Origin of the sequence: Arthrobacter antibioticus (genome assembly GCF_030063205.1) — a bacterium.
Taxonomy (GTDB): domain Bacteria; phylum Actinomycetota; class Actinomycetes; order Actinomycetales; family Micrococcaceae; genus Specibacter.
Map to the genome: position 1 here is coordinate 522001 of NZ_JASISQ010000002.1, position 15607 is coordinate 537607.

A 15607-nucleotide genomic window follows, 5' to 3' on the forward strand; every position below is an offset into this window, starting at 1 on the left:
TGAAGGAGGCAGGCGGAGACCCCGCCGGCTTTCTTCTCGCTCATCTCTAGAAAAGGGAGAAACCGTGGCACAGGACGTGCTTACAGACCTTAACAAGGTCCGCAACATTGGCATCATGGCGCATATTGATGCTGGCAAGACCACTACAACTGAGCGCATCCTGTTCTACACGGGTGTGAACCACAAGCTCGGCGAAACACACGATGGTGCTTCGACGACTGACTGGATGGAACAGGAAAAGGAACGCGGCATCACCATCACGAGTGCCGCCGTGACCTGCTTCTGGGACAACAACCAGATCAACATCATTGACACACCTGGCCACGTTGACTTCACGGTAGAGGTGGAGCGCTCTTTGCGAGTGCTTGACGGTGCCGTCGCTGTTTTTGACGGCAAGGAAGGCGTTGAGCCTCAGTCTGAGACTGTTTGGCGTCAGGCTGACAAGTACAACGTTCCGCGTATTTGCTTTGTCAACAAGATGGACAAACTCGGTGCTGATTTCTACTACACAGTGGACACCATCATCAACCGTTTGGGTGCCAAACCGTTGATCATGCAGCTGCCCATCGGTGCCGAGAGTGAATTCATCGGCGTTGTTGACCTGCTGTCCATGAAGGCTTTCGTTTGGGCTGGCGACTCCAAGGGTGATGTCACCATGGGTGCCAACTACGAGACCAAAGAGATCCCCGCGGATCTGCAGGAAAAGGCTGAAGAATACCGTGCTTCCCTTGTTGAAGCGGTTGCAGAGGCTTCCGAAGAGCTCATGGAGAAGTACCTCGAGGGCATCGAGCCTTCAGTTGAGGAACTCAAGGCTGGCATTCGTAAGCTGACCGTGAACTCTGAGATTTACCCGGTGTTCTGTGGCTCTGCCTTCAAGAACCGCGGCGTTCAGCCGATGCTCGATGCTGTCATCGATTACCTGCCGAACCCGTTGGATGTTGGCGCCATGGTTGGTCACGATCCGCGCAATGAAGAAGTTGAGTTCACTCGTGAGCCCAGCGAAGATTCACCGTTCTCGGCGCTGTCTTTCAAGATTGCCGCTCACCCGTTCTTTGGCCAGTTGAACTTCATTCGCGTGTACTCCGGCAAGGCAACTTCCGGCACACAGCTGTTGAACTCCACCAAGCAGAAGAAGGAGCGTCTGGGTAAGTTGTTCCAGATGCACGCCAACAAGGAAATGCCTGTGGATGAAATCCACGCAGGTCACATCTACGCCGTTATTGGCCTCAAGGACACCACCACTGGTGACACCTTGTGTGATCCGGCAAATCCGATCGTGCTTGAGTCGATGACTTTCCCTGATCCTGTGATCTTCGTTGCTATTGAACCGAAGACCAAGAGTGACCAGGAAAAGCTGTCAACGGCTATCCAGAAGCTCTCCGCTGAGGATCCGACGTTCACCGTCCTTCTCAATGAAGACACCGGCCAGACCGAAATCGGCGGCATGGGCGAGCTTCACTTGGATGTTTTGGTTGACCGCATGCGCCGCGAATACAACGTTGAAGCTAACGTTGGCAAGCCGCAGGTTGCCTACCGGGAAACCATCAAGCGCGCTGTGGTCAAGCATGACTACACGCACAAGAAGCAGACCGGTGGTTCAGGTCAGTTCGCCAAGATCCAGATTGCCATTGCGCCGCTGGATACGCACGATGGCGAAATGTACTCGTTCCAGAACAAGGTCACTGGTGGCCGTGTTCCCCGCGAATACATCCCCAGCGTTGACCAGGGAATTCAGTCCGCATTGCCTGATGGCGTGCTGGCAGGTTACCCGATGGTTGGCATCCAGGCCACGCTGCTTGACGGCGCGTCCCACGATGTTGACTCCTCCGAAATGGCCTTCAAGATCGCCGGTCGTATGGCGTTCAAGGAAGCCGCTCGGTTGGCCAACCCGGTTCTGCTTGAACCGTTGATGGAAGTTGAAGTCCGCACCCCTGAGGAATACATGGGTGAAGTTATTGGTGACATCAACTCCCGTCGCGGTCAGATGCAGTCCATGGAGGACGCAAGCGGTGTCAAGGTCATCAAGGCTCTTGTTCCCTTGTCCGGCATGTTCGGTTACATCGGCGATCTACGGTCTAAGACCCAGGGTCGCGCAGTGTACTCGATGAAGTTTGACAGCTACTCTGAGGTTCCGAAGGCAGTAGCCGACGAAATCATCCAGAAGGCCCGCGGCGAGTAGTCGCACTTTTGCTTGGCGTCTGTAGCAGGTTCTACACTTGGTCAGGCGCCAAGCAGCAAGAATTTCTTAAATATCAAAAGCCCCCAGTAGACTTACTTAGGATTTCGGTGACGAATAGCGTCGCTGAGAGTAAGTCAACAGCAAACGTTCTAGGAGGAACCCGTGGCGAAGGCAAAGTTCGAGCGGACTAAGCCGCACGTTAACATCGGTACCATCGGTCACGTAGACCATGGTAAGACCACGTTGACGGCTGCCATTTCCAAGGTACTTTTTGATAAGTACCCCGATCTCAACGAGGCGCGTGATTTCGCTACTATCGACTCGGCTCCCGAGGAGAAGCAGCGTGGAATCACGATCAACATCTCCCACGTTGAGTACCAGACCGAAAAGCGCCACTACGCACACGTAGACGCTCCCGGTCACGCTGACTACATCAAGAACATGATCACCGGTGCTGCGCAGATGGACGGCGCTATCCTGGTGGTTGCTGCGACTGACGGCCCGATGGCCCAGACTCGCGAGCACGTTCTGTTGGCCCGCCAGGTAGGCGTTCCCTACCTGCTGGTCGCACTGAACAAGTCGGACATGGTTGACGATGAAGAACTCCTCGACTTGGTCGAAATGGAAGTTCGCGAACTGCTCTCCTCACAGGGCTTCGATGGCGACGAGGCACCTGTTGTGCGCGTCTCCGGCTTGAAGGCTTTGGAAGGCGATCCCGTATGGGTCAAGTCCGTTGAGGACTTGATGGATGCAGTGGATAACAACGTTCCGGACCCCATCCGCGACAAGGACAAGCCGTTCTTGATGCCGGTTGAAGATGTATTCACCATCACCGGCCGTGGCACCGTTGTTACGGGCCGCGCCGAGCGTGGAACTCTCAAGATCAACTCTGAAATTGAGATCGTCGGAATCCGTCCGGTCCAGAAGACCACGGTTACCGGTATTGAAATGTTCCACAAGCAGCTTGACGAGGCTTGGGCCGGCGAGAACTGTGGTCTGCTGCTTCGCGGTATCAAGCGCGAAGACGTAGAGCGTGGACAGGTTATCGTGAAGCCGGGTTCCATTACCCCGCACACTGATTTCGAAGCCAACGTCTACATTTTGGCCAAGGATGAGGGCGGGCGTCACAACCCGTTCTACTCCAACTATCGCCCGCAGTTCTACTTCCGTACAACGGATGTTACCGGCGTCATCACCTTGCCTGAGGGCACGGAAATGGTTATGCCTGGCGACAACACCGAAATGTCGGTTGTGCTGATTCAGCCGATCGCCATGGAAGAAGGCCTCGGCTTCGCTATTCGCGAAGGCGGCCGTACCGTTGGTTCAGGTCGTGTCACCAAAATCGTCAAGTAGTTTTTGACTATTTGGTTTTTGTGAAGAAGGGTCCCAGCTTTGGCTGGGGCCCTTCTTTGCGTTCTGGCGCAGGTTCGGGGCAGGGGAGCATTCTCGCAGACTTGTTGTATCGGCTGGATCGGAGCTTTCGTAACAACACCACTTTCTACACTAATGCCTTGTGCCGCTCTGACGTGGTGAAAAACAGGAAAAATGTAATTATCGCTATTTGATGGAGTAAATGGCTTTTCTGCGTCCTTGGTAGCCTAAACTGGGAGTTCGCCATCAGTAAGGGAGTTACATGAGTGAGAATCAGCAGCCTGGCGTTCCGGCATCTGCGCCAGAGCGCCCAGCTCTTGATCAGGCCTATCGCCAGGGCTACTTGGCGGGTCACTTGGCCGGGTGGCGAGATGCCGTAGCGGCACAACCAGCACCAGTAGCAGCCCCGGTACCAGCCCCGCCAGGGGTTAGCGCACAAGACCGGCGGATTGTTGCCCCACCCGCGGCTACCAACCCACCAACTCCAAGACCGCGCGATCCGGAAGCTGTGGCATGGCCCGATCATTCCGCACTCTCGGCGCACCTCAAGCCTCCAGCCCAACCGCCGTTCGTGAGCGATCCTGCTCAGGGCCGGAACCAGAACTTCCCGCCACGAGGATTGCCGGGCGGTCAACAGCCACCTCGCGTGTCCCACGCCCCGCAGATACCAGCGCCACCTCTGGATCCAAAGGCAACTGCGGCTGCAAAGAATAAGCGCGAGACACAGAACATCAACATCACGTTATATGTGGCGAGTTTGCTGATGGTTGCAGCGGCGGCTCTTTTTGTCGGTAGTAACCTGCCCGTGTCCGCTCGTCTTGTGGGTGTTTGGTTCGGGACGTCACTTTTCTATGCGGCCGGATTAGTTCTGCATGAGAAGGTAGCGCGGCTTAAACCCGCTGCGGTAGCGTTCTCCGGAACGGCACTGGCCATTATTCCGTTTGCAGGACTGGCCACCTATAATCTGGGTGTTCCCAACGCGCCCGTCGTGTGGTTGCTCACGTCATTCATCGGCACACTTGCGTATGTTTTTGCTGCCGTGCGTCTGCAAAGCCGGTTGGTAGTTTATTTGTCAATCGCATTTTTGCTCTCAACGGCGTGGTCATCCGTGGCGGTGTTGGGTGCCGCGTTGGCCTGGTATTTCACTGCACTGATTGTTTTCTCTGCCCTGTTGTCATTGCTTGGTTACCTCTTGAAACGAAACGGACCAACAGGCCGGAGAACACCCAGCCTTTATGCAAAGCCGCTATCTGGTCTAGGTCCATGGTTCACCCCGGCCGGTCTTGCCGGCTCACTTGCCTTCGGACTTGCCCTGAACGCAGCAGACCACGCGCTTGTGTTGGTTGCCGGGTCTGTCTACTACGCCGTTCTTACCTTTATCAGTCAGCCGGCACTAAGGCGCTACAACTACGTCGGTCTCCGTGTCTCAATAACGATGGCAGCGCCCTTTGTCGGTTGGATGATTAAGCCGGATCTGACATGGGCGGCAGGTGCTTTTGCAGTAGTTTTGGCGCTGCAACTGATTACCGTGGCCTACGCTAAAACTCCGTTTTCCGTCTTCCTCGTGCACCAGAACTGGATTCGACGCGACGTCTATATAAGCGCCCCCGTGTTGGCGGCTGCCTCACTGGTGTGGAGTGTTGGCCATTATTTCCGCCAGGACTCCGCGGAAGCGAGCACGCTGATAACGGTGTTGGGTGTTGGGTTCGGTCTGCTTGCAACCATGCTGATTGTGCCGGCTTTTTTGCCCCGCGGGGAATGGCTGCCTCTGCCAGCTGTGGGTGCGGTTTTGCTGTACTCGCCGATGATTGAAGCCGCGGGTTGGATGGTCCTGGTGGGCCTGGCGGTGGCATACTCGGTGCTTAGGTTCCTCACAACTAGAACCCAGATAATCAGGCACGTCATGTTGGTGGCCGCGCGCATTCTTGTGACAGCATTTATTGCCTCCACACTGGCGACCTTTATTCCTGCACAGCCCGGGAAAACACAGTTGATCATCGCAGTCATTGCCGTCATCGCGGCACTACAACTGCTCGCTGATGCTCTGCTTGCAACGTATGGTGCCCCGAACCTCATCGTAGGTTACTCGGCCGCCGCCTGGGCTGTGGTGGGGACCTTCCTTGTGGCTGCCTTGTCGATTGCCTACAGCAGCCACAAGATTCTGGGCGAAAGCCCCAGCGTTGTCATGGGCTCGCTGCGAATTGAGTTCCTGGTGGCTGCTGTCGCCATGGCTGTTGCCGCAGCAATATTTTCCTTAACGAAACTGACTCCAAAACCAGGTTGGTCTGTTGGTGAGTTTATTGCGCCTTCGTACCTCACTATTACTGCCCTGTTTACGGGGCCAGTCTTTGCCGCTGGTGGTGCCAGCGTTGCTTGGACTGTTGCCCTTATTTTCTTTATCTCTGGTGGTATGCGCCTCCGGGACCGATCCGGGACTCTGCACCGTTGGCTTTATTGGTGGGCGGCTCGGGTTACTTCGCTTCTGCTTTCCGTGGCACTTTTTCAGCTATGGATGGAACATGATCCCTTCACAAAAATCACGGGAGTGCATGTAGGACTGGGCCTGTGGCTCCTGCTAGCACTTGTCCCTCAACTAATAATTCTTGCCGTGGTGACGTTGCGGGGCCTTGTCATTGCCGGTCTGCGCGTGGATGTGATTTTGACGCTGTTGATCGTTGTAACGGTCGCCGGAGCGGCCATCCGAAACGGCGCCCCTGTGCTCTGGACAACAATGGTTGTGGTGGGTCTGAATGTGGCAGTCCTGGCGATTCTCGCTCTAGCTGGAACGTTACGCCAACGTTCTTTCACTGCTGTCCAGTGGGGAAGTCCTGCTGCGATGGTTGCGCTGGCAATATGGAGCGCACATGACAGAGGGCTTCTGGCACTAGTGCTGGTCCTGATTGCGGGCATGTCTATCCTCGTTACGCTCAAGGCTAGGGACCAAATCAGCAGGAGTGCCTACTTCTTGCTGTTCAGGGCCGCCGTGACAGCCCTCGTCGTAGTGGGTGCTCGTGAGCTTACGGAGAACCTGTCCGTGGTTTCCCTTATCTTTAGTGCAGTGTTGCTGCTTCAGATGGCGATCGCGTTTCTAGCCCAGAGGGTTGCCAGCTTCAATGAGTTGGTTGGTGCTCCCCGGCTGCTACAGGTGGGACTGTGGTTGCTGCTGGGCGCTCAGGTCTTGACTCCGATGCACTACCATCTGGCAGCCGGTGGATTCTCGTCCCCGGGAACTGCTCTGCGTTGGGTAGTGGCGCTGGAGTTGATCGCCCTAGCCGTGGCCGCCGTAACTGCCCAAGCCGCCTTGAAGCAGCGTGGTGCTTCCTACCTGGCACTCGTTGCCGTGGTGGGGGGAGCATCCGTCATTGCCCCCGTAATGTGGCCAGGAGCAACTGCGTTGCTGCTGCTGGCGCTGTGCATCGGTGTGATTACCTGGCGCTGTATCTACACCCCGCACGCCGTTGAGATGCGCTGGTACTGGTTGATTGCCACTGCCACGTTCCTTGTCACAGCAAGCATTGTCGACAGGGACGCCGCTACGGGAGTTTTTGCTGCCGTATGGCTAGTAGCTGGATTGGCATTGATTGTCGGGGCCCATGTGATGAAGTTGGAACAGCTAACCTTGCCCGGAGCGCTGATGGTCTTCTTAGCTGCATTGCTTTTCCGCAGCCAAGTCCTGGAACTCATTTACCGCCCCGGATACGCAGCTCTCGCCGGGTTTGTGGTTGTTGTCGGCTCACTGTATGTAGTGCGCCTGATTTTCCTGGACTTGGTGACGGAAAAGCACGTGCAACGCGTTAGTGTTGTCGGCACGGCACTTGGCGCAGGGGCATTCTTTTCCCTTTGGTCCATGGCCGACACCCACACGGTATTGGCCGGTGCTGCCGGCTTCACTTTGATTGCCGTGCTCACCTGCCTCGAAGTTCCTCCGGCGCATCGCCGGGTTTCCATCGACACAGCAATCCTGGCAAGTGCAATAGTATGGTTCGCAGCCTGCTCCAGGTTTGTGGACTTGGGCGCTTTCTGGGCCATTCAATGGTGTGCCATGGCCCTTGGTGCCCTGGCAGTGCTTCGGTATGTGCACAATCAACAAAAGGCAGGTAGGGGCCTTCTTGCAACGGCGGCAAGTTTTGCCAGCCTGGGTGCTTTGGTGACCATTTTCAGCGCAGATTCGGTGCAGCAGATCATTTCCCTGTTGGTCTTCGTGGCACTGTTGGCCGTGGGTATGAGTCTGGATGAAAGAATGTTCACTGTTTGGGGTGCCATCGGCGTCTCCACAGCGGTGCTTTGGTATTTACGAGGCTTCACCTACATTCTGTTGGCGTTGCTGGCCTTGGCGCTTATTGCTTTTGCAATTTGGCGGTTAAACCGGAAGAAGCCCCACTTGGAGCCTCCCGTTACAGGTCCAATGGGAAACCACGGGCCACCGCCGGGAACACCATCGCAGGGGTCCCGGTTACCAGCACCACCAGCGGCACCACCACGGCAGCCGCAGCCACCGCAGTAACGGGCGCTCCGGCGTCGGCCCCTGGTGACGGGTCAGCCGTCTAGGTGGTCTCCTACCGAACTCCTTTGACCCGACTAACGGCGGCTGCCCCGGCGAGGGCAGTGAGCCCGGAGACCAGAAAAAGGAGGGTGAATCCACCTGTGGCACTGACAAGCAGGGCGCCCAGCATGGGTGCAAATGCCTGGGGTACGCTCAGGGCAATATTCATGATGCCAAGATCCTTCCCGCGGGAAAGCTGATCGGGAAGCACTTCGGTGGCAAGGGCCTGGTCAACGGAAAGGAAACAACCATAGCCCAACCCCAGCAAAGCAGCCGCCACGGTGGCCGCACCTAGGGTGGGGACAAAAGCCAGGATGAGGGCGGCAATAGCTTGCAAAACGGAGGCGCCAAACACGAACGCGCGACGCCTGCCGTATCTGTCGGAGAGCCTGCCGAGCCACAGTGATGCGATGATCACAAACACCATATAGACCAGCGTTAGGAGAATAAGGGAGCCCTTGGCGTCGCTGACTTTCAGGCCGTACATGAGGAAGTAAAGAAGCAAGCTGGTGCCAAAGGCGTTCCCGAGGTTCACCAGGATTCGGCTCAGTAGGGTCCAACCAAAGTCGGGAAACTTACGGGGACTGATCCACAGACCTCCTAGCAGTGAACGCCACGAAAGCGCAGGGACAACTCCTGGCGGGAGCACTTCGTCGTCAATAAGGAGCAGGAACGGCAAACCCAGCACCACTAAAAGTCCCGCGAGCAGGGCATAACCGGCGAAGGTGCTCAGCCCTAAGGCAGTAACCAGCACCAAGCCCGCAATGATGCCAATGGCCTGCGGCGCGGAAATCCAACCCGAAACATATCCGCGCTGGCTTACCGGTACCTGATCGGAAATTGCGGCAGTCAGTGCCGCCGTCAGGACACAGAAGAATGTGCTGGAGGCCACCCAGAAGATACCGATACCCAGCAAAGTGCCCTGTAGGCCCAGAAACACCAGAGACAGTGCAAAACCGGCCGTCCCCACGGCGATCCACGGCCGGCGCCGTCCATAGCGGGAGGTGGTGCGGTCGGACAGTGCACCAGTAAGCGGGTAAGCAACAAACGCAAAAACTCCTGCAATTCCGGAAATGTAGCCAAATCCAAGAACATTCTGAACCCAGTCAGTCGCGTCAAGGAACTTTTGAACCTGGAGTGGCAGTAGTAATTGCACAGGTGTCAGCTGGGCAATCCACACGCCAAACCAGCTCAGCGCGAAGAAGGAGATCCACCGTCCGCTGACCCTGCGGGTTGGGATAGCATCCAATGGCTGCATGGTCGAGGCTGTGGGTAACCCGTCTTCTCTAGTGACTTTGCTCACGCCTGTAGCTTCTCATGCCTGTCCAGGGCGAGGTTTAGGCACCGAAAGCCGGGGTAGGGCCAGTCTACGTAGCGAAGGACGCGTCTGCCCCGATTGGCGTTCATCGCCAGAATCCGGCATACTTATTGAGTTGTTCAAGTTCTTTTTCGTGTCCCGGTCGAGATAATGCTCGATGCAGGGTCCAAGTTAAAGACCAAACATAACCTTCCCTTCGCATTTAGTGCGGGTACGTGCGTGAAATATTCACGACACGCCCGACCGCGGGGGTCGGAGCTTCGGTGGATTGAGGAACCCGGAAATATCCGGATTCAGTTCGTTGGAAGCGTGGCTGTGAGTGCCACATTGAACAGGTAAAAGTAAACAGCGTTTACGTCAACAGCATCGCTTCTCTTAGGGTGCTTCGTTACAGGAAAGAGAGTCACGACGCCATGGCGGGACAAAAAATCCGCATCCGGCTGAAGTCATATGACCACGAGGTTATTGATGTTTCAGCTCGGAAGATCGTTGAGACGGTCACGCGCGCAGGCGCAACGGTAGTGGGCCCCGTGCCGCTGCCCACCGAGAAGAACATTTACTGTGTAATTCGTTCACCTCACAAGTACAAGGACAGCCGCGAGCACTTTGAAATGCGCACGCACAAGCGTCTCATCGACATCATTGACCCCACGCCCAAGGCAGTTGATTCGCTCATGCGTCTCGACCTGCCGGCTGACGTGAACATCGAAATCAAACTGTAGGGAGGTGCTGAGAAACTATGACCGCGACCCGAAACACTAAGGGCATCCTGGGCACGAAGCTCGGCATGACCCAGGTCTGGGACGAGAACAACTTGCTTGTTCCAGTAACCGTCGTCCAGGCCGATTCCAATGTCATCACACAGCTGCGCAATGCAGAGGTTGATGGCTATGTAGCGATCCAGATCGGCTACGGTGCGATCGATCCTCGTAAAGTCACGAAGCCCTTGGCTGGTCACTTTGCAAAGGCAGGCGTCACGCCTCGCCGCCACGTCGTCGAGCTGCGCACAGCAGATGCTGACACTTACTCACTCGGCCAGGAGCTCTCAGTTGAGATCTTCGAAGCCGGCCAGAAGGTCGACGTTGTCGGTACTTCAAAGGGTAAGGGCTTTGCCGGTGTCATGAAGCGTCACGGCTTCCACGGCGCCCCGGCCTCGCACGGTGCACACAAGAACCACCGCAAGCCCGGTTCCATCGGTGGCGCGTCCACTCCTGGCCGCGTTTTCAAGGGTATGCGCATGGCAGGCCGTATGGGTGCCGAGCGCGTAACCACCATGAACCTTACGGTTCACGGTGTTGACGCCGAGAAGTCGCTGCTGCTGATCAAGGGTGCCGTTCCCGGCGCCCGCGGCCAGGTCGTATTCGTACGCACCGCCGTGAAGGGAGCATAAGTAAATGGCTACTGTAAAGGTTGACCTGCCTGCAGAGATCTTCGACGTACAAACCAACGTGCCCTTGTTGCACCAGGTTGTCGTAGCTCAGCTCGCTGCTGCCCGTCAGGGTACCCACAAGACCAAGACCCGCGCCGAAGTATCCGGTGCAGGCCGCAAGCCACATGCACAGAAGGGTACCGGCCGCGCCCGTCAGGGTTCAATCCGTGCCCCTCACATGACTGGTGGTGGCGTTGTCCACGGTCCTACCCCTCGCGATTACAGCCAGCGCACGCCCAAGAAGATGAAGGCAGCAGCTTTGCGCGGCGCCCTCTCTGACCGTGCACGCAACGGCCGTATTCACGTCATTGCTGAATTGGTTGCCGGCACCACGCCGTCCACCAAGGCCGCAAAGGCTACGCTGGCTGCTGTCACAACGCGACGCAATGTGCTCGTTGTGATTGAGCGTGCCAACGATGTCGCTGCTTTGAGCGTACGCAACATCACCGACCTGCACGTTCTGTACGTTGACCAGCTCAACACCTACGACGTGCTTGTTTCCGATGACATTGTCTTCACGCAGGCTGCTTACGAAGTCTTCGTCTCAGGCCGTGCCGCTGCCGAAGCTTTCGCTTCAAGCATGCTGCTGGTTGAAGAATTGGTCTCCGTTGACGCTATTGAGGATGCCGAAGGCACCATCAAGGGCAACAAGGACTCAATGAAGTACCACGTGCCTGGTTCACGCTGGTATGACGCCACTGTGGCCGAAGTTTGGTTTGCAACGGTTGAGGACGCCAAAGCCGCAGGCTTTGTTCCCGCCGGCGGCGAAGCTGCCCAGACTATTGAGGAGGACGCCAAGTGAGCGCCGTCACCATCAAGGATCCGCGCGACGTAGTGCTTGCACCCGTCGTCTCGGAAAAGAGCTACGGCTTGATCGACGAAGGTAAATACACCTTCCTGGTCGACCCTCGCTCGAACAAGACCGAGATCAAGTTGGCCGTGGAGAAAATCTTCTCCGTCAAGGTCGACTCGATCAACACCATCAACCGTGCTGGTAAGCGTAAGCGCACCAAGTTCGGATGGGGACAGCGCAAGAACACCAAGCGCGCAATTGTCTCCCTCCGCGAGGGCACGATTGACATCTTCGGCGGTCCGCTTTCTTAAGCGGAGACCACTTTAACGAGGAAATATACTATGGGAATCCGTAAATATAAGCCGACAACCCCGGGCCGTCGTGGCTCGAGCGTTGCTGACTTCACAGAAATCACGCGGTCGACTCCAGAGAAGTCTCTGGTCCGTCCCCTGCCCAAAAAGGGTGGCCGCAATAACACTGGTCGTATCACGACTCGTCACAAGGGTGGTGGCCACAAGCGCCAGTACCGCCTGATTGACTTCCGTCGTCACGACAAGGATGGCGTCAACGCTCGCGTTGCTGAGATCGAATATGATCCCAACCGCACCGCGCGTATTGCCCTCCTGCACTATGTTGATGGCACCAAGCGCTACATCATCGCTCCGAACAAGCTCAACCAGGGTGATTTTGTAGAAGCCGGCGCCGCAGCTGACATCAAGCCAGGCAACAACCTGCCGTTGCGCAACGTCCCCGTGGGTACTGTTATTCACGCTGTGGAACTGCGTCCCGGTGGCGGTGCCAAGATGGCACGTTCAGCTGGTGCCTCGGTTCAGCTCGTCGCCAAGGAAGGCAAGTACGCCCAGCTGCGTTTGCCCTCCGGTGAAATCCGCAACGTTGATGCGCGCTGCCGCGCGACAATCGGCGAAGTTGGAAACGCTGAGCAGTCAAACATCAACTGGGGCAAGGCTGGCCGTATGCGCTGGAAGGGCGTACGCCCAACCGTCCGCGGTGTTGTCATGAACCCTGTTGATCACCCACATGGTGGTGGTGAGGGTAAGACTTCCGGTGGACGTCACCCGGTGAACCCCAACGGTAAGCGCGAAGGCCGTACCCGCCGTCCAAACAAAGAGAGCGACAAGCTGATTGTTCGTCGCCGCCGTACTGGCAAGAACAAGCGATAGGAGCCTGGAGACATGCCACGTAGCCTGAAGAAGGGTCCTTTCGTTGACCAGCACCTCTTTGTAAAGGTAGCTCGGGAGAACGAAAAGGGTACCAAGAACGTAATTAAGACCTGGTCCCGCCGCTCGATGATCGTGCCCGATATGTTGGGTCACACGATCGCCGTGCATGACGGTCGCAAGCACATTCCTGTGTTTGTTACCGAGTCGATGGTCGGGCACAAGCTCGGCGAATTCGCCGCCACGCGGACATTCCGCGGCCATGTCAAGGACGACCGTAAGGGCAAGCGCCGCTAGGCGCTTGGCTTTACGGCTTAGACGAGAGAGAGATAGCAATGGAAGCCAAGGCAAGTGCGCGTCATCTGCGCGTAACGCCTATGAAGGCCCGGCGCGTCGTCAACCTGATTCGTGGCAAGCAGGCGAATGAGGCATTGGCGATTTTGAAGTTTGCCCCACAGGGCGCTTCGGAGCCGGTATTCAAGGTAGTCCAGTCCGCAGTGGCTAACGCCCGCGTTCTGGCAGATCGCGACAGCGTCGCGTTCAACGAAAATGATCTGTACATCAGCGAGATTTATGTCGATGAAGGCCCCACCATGAAGCGGTTCCAGCCGCGTGCACAGGGCCGTGCATTTCAGATCAAGAAGCGTACAAGCCACGTAACAGTGGTTGTCGCTACCCCCGAGAAAGAGGAGGCTCGCTAAGTGGGACAGAAAGTAAACCCGCACGGTTTCCGTCTCGGGATCACGACGGACCACCGTTCGCATTGGTTCGCAGACAGCAACAAGCCCGGCCAGCGGTACAAGGACTTCGTAAAAGAAGACATCCAGATCCGCGCACTCATGTCTACAGGCATGGACCGCGCCGGCATTTCCAAGGTTGAGATCGAGCGCACCCGTGACCGTGTTCGTGTGGATATCCACACAGCACGTCCCGGAATTGTGATCGGTCGCCGTGGAGCCGAGGCAGACCGCATCCGCGGCGAGCTCGAAAAGCTCACCGGCAAGCAGGTTCAGCTGAACATCCTGGAAGTCAAAAACCCGGAAGCAGACGCTCAGCTTGTTGCCCAGGGCATCGCCGAGCAGCTAACTAGCCGTGTGGCTTTCCGCCGCGCGATGAAGAAGGCAATGCAGTCAGCTCAGCGTACCGGCAGCGTCAAGGGCATCCGTGTCGCTTGTGCTGGTCGTTTGGGTGGCGCTGAAATGTCACGCACCGAGTTCTACCGCGAAGGTCGTGTGCCCCTGCACACCCTGCGTGCCAACATCGATTACGGCTTCTTTGAAGCCAAAACCGTATTTGGCCGTATTGGTGTCAAGGTCTGGATCTACAAGGGCGATGTCACGTCCAAGGAACTGGCTGCCCAGGCAGCTGCTGCTCCTGCACGTGGCCGTGGCCCGCGCCGTGACGGTGACGACCGCGGAAACCGCGGCCCCCGTGCCGGTGGCGACCGTCGTCGCAACGACCGTCCTGAGCGCACCGAGGCAGCTGCCCCGGTTCAGGCTCCTGTAGCTGCAGAGGTTGCGGCTCCGGCAGTAGAAGGAGGAAAGGCGTAAATGCTTATCCCACGTCGAGTAAAGCACCGTAAGCAGCACCACCCCGGTCGTACGGGGCAGGCTACTGGCGGCACCACGGTTTCGTTTGGTGAGTGGGGCATTCAGGCTCTCTCGCCGGCATACGTAACCAACCGTCAGATCGAGTCCGCTCGTATCGCCATGACGCGTCACATCAAGCGTGGCGGTAAAGTGTGGATCAACATCTACCCTGACCGTCCGTTGACGAAGAAGCCTGCCGAAACCCGTATGGGTTCCGGTAAGGGTTCACCCGAGTGGTGGATCGCGAATGTTAAGCCCGGCCGTGTTCTCTTCGAACTCTCCGGTGTATCAGAAGAGGTAGCACGCGAGGCATTGCGCCTGGCAATCCACAAGCTGCCGTTGAAAGCACGCATTGTGCGTCGCGAAGGTGGTGAGTAAAGATGTCAATTGGTTCTAAAGAACTTGCCCCTGCACAGCTTGACGGGTTCGATAACGCCCGTTTGGGCGAAGAGCTCCGCAAGGCTAAGGAAGAACTGTTCAACCTGCGCTTCCAGTCGGCCACCGGTCAGCTGGAAAGCCATGGTCGTCTTCGCGTTGTAAAGCGCGACATCGCCCGCATCTACACAGTGTTGCGCGAACGCGAACTGGGCATACGCCCGGACGTGGTTGCTGCACCACCTGTGGAGAAGGCCTCCAAAAAGGCTGACAAGGAAGCCAAGAAGGCCTCCAAGAAGGCTGAAGAAACAAAGGAGGACGCCAAGTGAGCGATTCTGTAAACAGCACCGAAACAGGTGCGGAGACTGTTGTCCGTGGCGACCGCAAGAAGATGCGCGGTTACGTTGTCTCCGACAAGATGGAAAAAACCATCGTTGTAGAGGTCGAAGACCGCGTAAAGCACGCCTTGTACGGCAAGGTGCTGCGACGCAACAAAAAGGTCAAGGCTCACGATGAAGAGAACAGCGCCGGTATCGGCGACCTGGTCGTCATCAGCGAGACTCGTCCGCTGTCCGCTACCAAGCGGTTCCGCCTCGTCGAGATCGTCGAAAAGGCCAAGTAATCATTTTCAACCTCATGGTTGAGTTTGTGAACTAAAACGTTGGGCCCGTCACCGTTACCGGTGGCGGGCCCAACGTCGTTTAAGGGTTAGCGGCCAAAATGTGTGTACAGCCCGGGCGTGTCAGTGGCTTCTTCCGCCCCATCCTTGTTGAATTCCGTTGCCGTCTTCTGGGCTGAAGGCTGTGTCGTAGAGGGCAGGGCCGATGGGCTC

15 protein-coding genes are annotated in these 15607 nt (G+C 57.0%); 14 read left to right on the forward strand and 1 reads right to left on the reverse strand.

Annotation, left to right across the window (positions count from 1 at the left end; all coding sequences use genetic code 11):
- Positions 1–64 precede the first annotated feature (64 nt).
- The 3 genes from fusA to QMG40_RS07555 all read left to right on the forward strand — a co-directional run bounded on the left by fusA (position 65) and on the right by QMG40_RS07555 (position 8054).
- Positions 65–2179 (forward strand): elongation factor G, encoded by a 2115-nt coding sequence (fusA, locus tag QMG40_RS07545; protein WP_283530056.1) that lies wholly within the window; start codon positions 65–67, stop codon positions 2177–2179.
- A gap of 162 nt (positions 2180–2341) precedes the next feature.
- The gene (gene tuf / locus QMG40_RS07550; RefSeq protein WP_283530058.1) at positions 2342–3532 is read left to right on the forward strand and encodes an elongation factor Tu; all 1191 of its coding nucleotides are present in this window, start codon (positions 2342–2344) and stop codon (positions 3530–3532) included.
- Positions 3533–3812: 280 nt separating this feature from the next.
- Complete coding sequence (locus QMG40_RS07555) at positions 3813–8054, forward strand: hypothetical protein (protein WP_283530060.1); 4242 nt, start codon at positions 3813–3815, stop codon at positions 8052–8054.
- Between the two features lie 52 nt (positions 8055–8106).
- Here QMG40_RS07555 and QMG40_RS07560 read toward each other — a convergent pair whose 3' ends face one another.
- Positions 8107–9396 carry an MFS transporter gene (locus tag QMG40_RS07560; protein WP_283530062.1) on the reverse strand — a complete coding sequence of 430 codons (1290 nt, stop codon included), beginning with the start codon at positions 9394–9396 and terminating at the stop codon, positions 8107–8109.
- 428 nt (positions 9397–9824) lie between these two features.
- On the opposite strand from QMG40_RS07560, the gene rpsJ reads away from it, so the two are divergent.
- The 11 genes from rpsJ to rpsQ all read left to right on the forward strand — a co-directional run bounded on the left by rpsJ (position 9825) and on the right by rpsQ (position 15397).
- Entirely contained in the window at positions 9825–10133 is a 309-nt protein-coding gene (gene rpsJ / locus QMG40_RS07565; protein WP_038464699.1) for a 30S ribosomal protein S10, read from the forward strand.
- Between the two features lie 17 nt (positions 10134–10150).
- A complete protein-coding gene (gene rplC / locus QMG40_RS07570; protein WP_283530064.1) occupies positions 10151–10801 on the forward strand; it encodes a 50S ribosomal protein L3 in 651 nt (216 codons plus the stop codon).
- Between the two features lie 4 nt (positions 10802–10805).
- A complete protein-coding gene (gene rplD / locus QMG40_RS07575) occupies positions 10806–11642 on the forward strand; it encodes a 50S ribosomal protein L4, sunset domain variant (RefSeq protein ID WP_283530066.1) in 837 nt (278 codons plus the stop codon).
- Complete coding sequence (rplW, locus tag QMG40_RS07580) at positions 11639–11944, forward strand: 50S ribosomal protein L23 (protein ID WP_038464693.1); 306 nt, start codon at positions 11639–11641, stop codon at positions 11942–11944. The genes rplD and rplW overlap by 4 nt, the downstream gene beginning before the upstream one ends.
- A gap of 30 nt (positions 11945–11974) precedes the next feature.
- A complete protein-coding gene (gene rplB, locus QMG40_RS07585) occupies positions 11975–12814 on the forward strand; it encodes a 50S ribosomal protein L2 (protein WP_283530070.1) in 840 nt (279 codons plus the stop codon).
- A gap of 12 nt (positions 12815–12826) precedes the next feature.
- Positions 12827–13108, forward strand: a complete 282-nt coding sequence (gene rpsS, locus QMG40_RS07590; RefSeq protein ID WP_110105559.1) for a 30S ribosomal protein S19 — start codon at positions 12827–12829, stop codon at positions 13106–13108.
- 38 nt (positions 13109–13146) lie between these two features.
- Positions 13147–13512, forward strand: a complete 366-nt coding sequence (gene rplV / locus QMG40_RS07595; protein ID WP_283530073.1) for a 50S ribosomal protein L22 — start codon at positions 13147–13149, stop codon at positions 13510–13512.
- Positions 13513–14361: a 30S ribosomal protein S3 gene (rpsC, locus tag QMG40_RS07600; RefSeq protein WP_283530075.1), complete on the forward strand. Its 849-nt coding sequence runs from the start codon at positions 13513–13515 to the stop codon at positions 14359–14361.
- Positions 14362–14778: a 50S ribosomal protein L16 gene (rplP, locus tag QMG40_RS07605; protein WP_283458465.1), complete on the forward strand. Its 417-nt coding sequence runs from the start codon at positions 14362–14364 to the stop codon at positions 14776–14778.
- A 2-nt stretch (positions 14779–14780) separates the two neighbouring features.
- Positions 14781–15104, forward strand: coding sequence for a 50S ribosomal protein L29 (rpmC, locus tag QMG40_RS07610; RefSeq protein WP_283530077.1), 324 nt, complete (start codon positions 14781–14783; stop codon positions 15102–15104).
- 62 nt (positions 15105–15166) lie between these two features.
- Positions 15167–15397: a 30S ribosomal protein S17 gene (gene rpsQ, locus QMG40_RS07615; protein ID WP_283530140.1), complete on the forward strand. Its 231-nt coding sequence runs from the start codon at positions 15167–15169 to the stop codon at positions 15395–15397.
- Positions 15398–15607 lie beyond the last annotated feature (210 nt).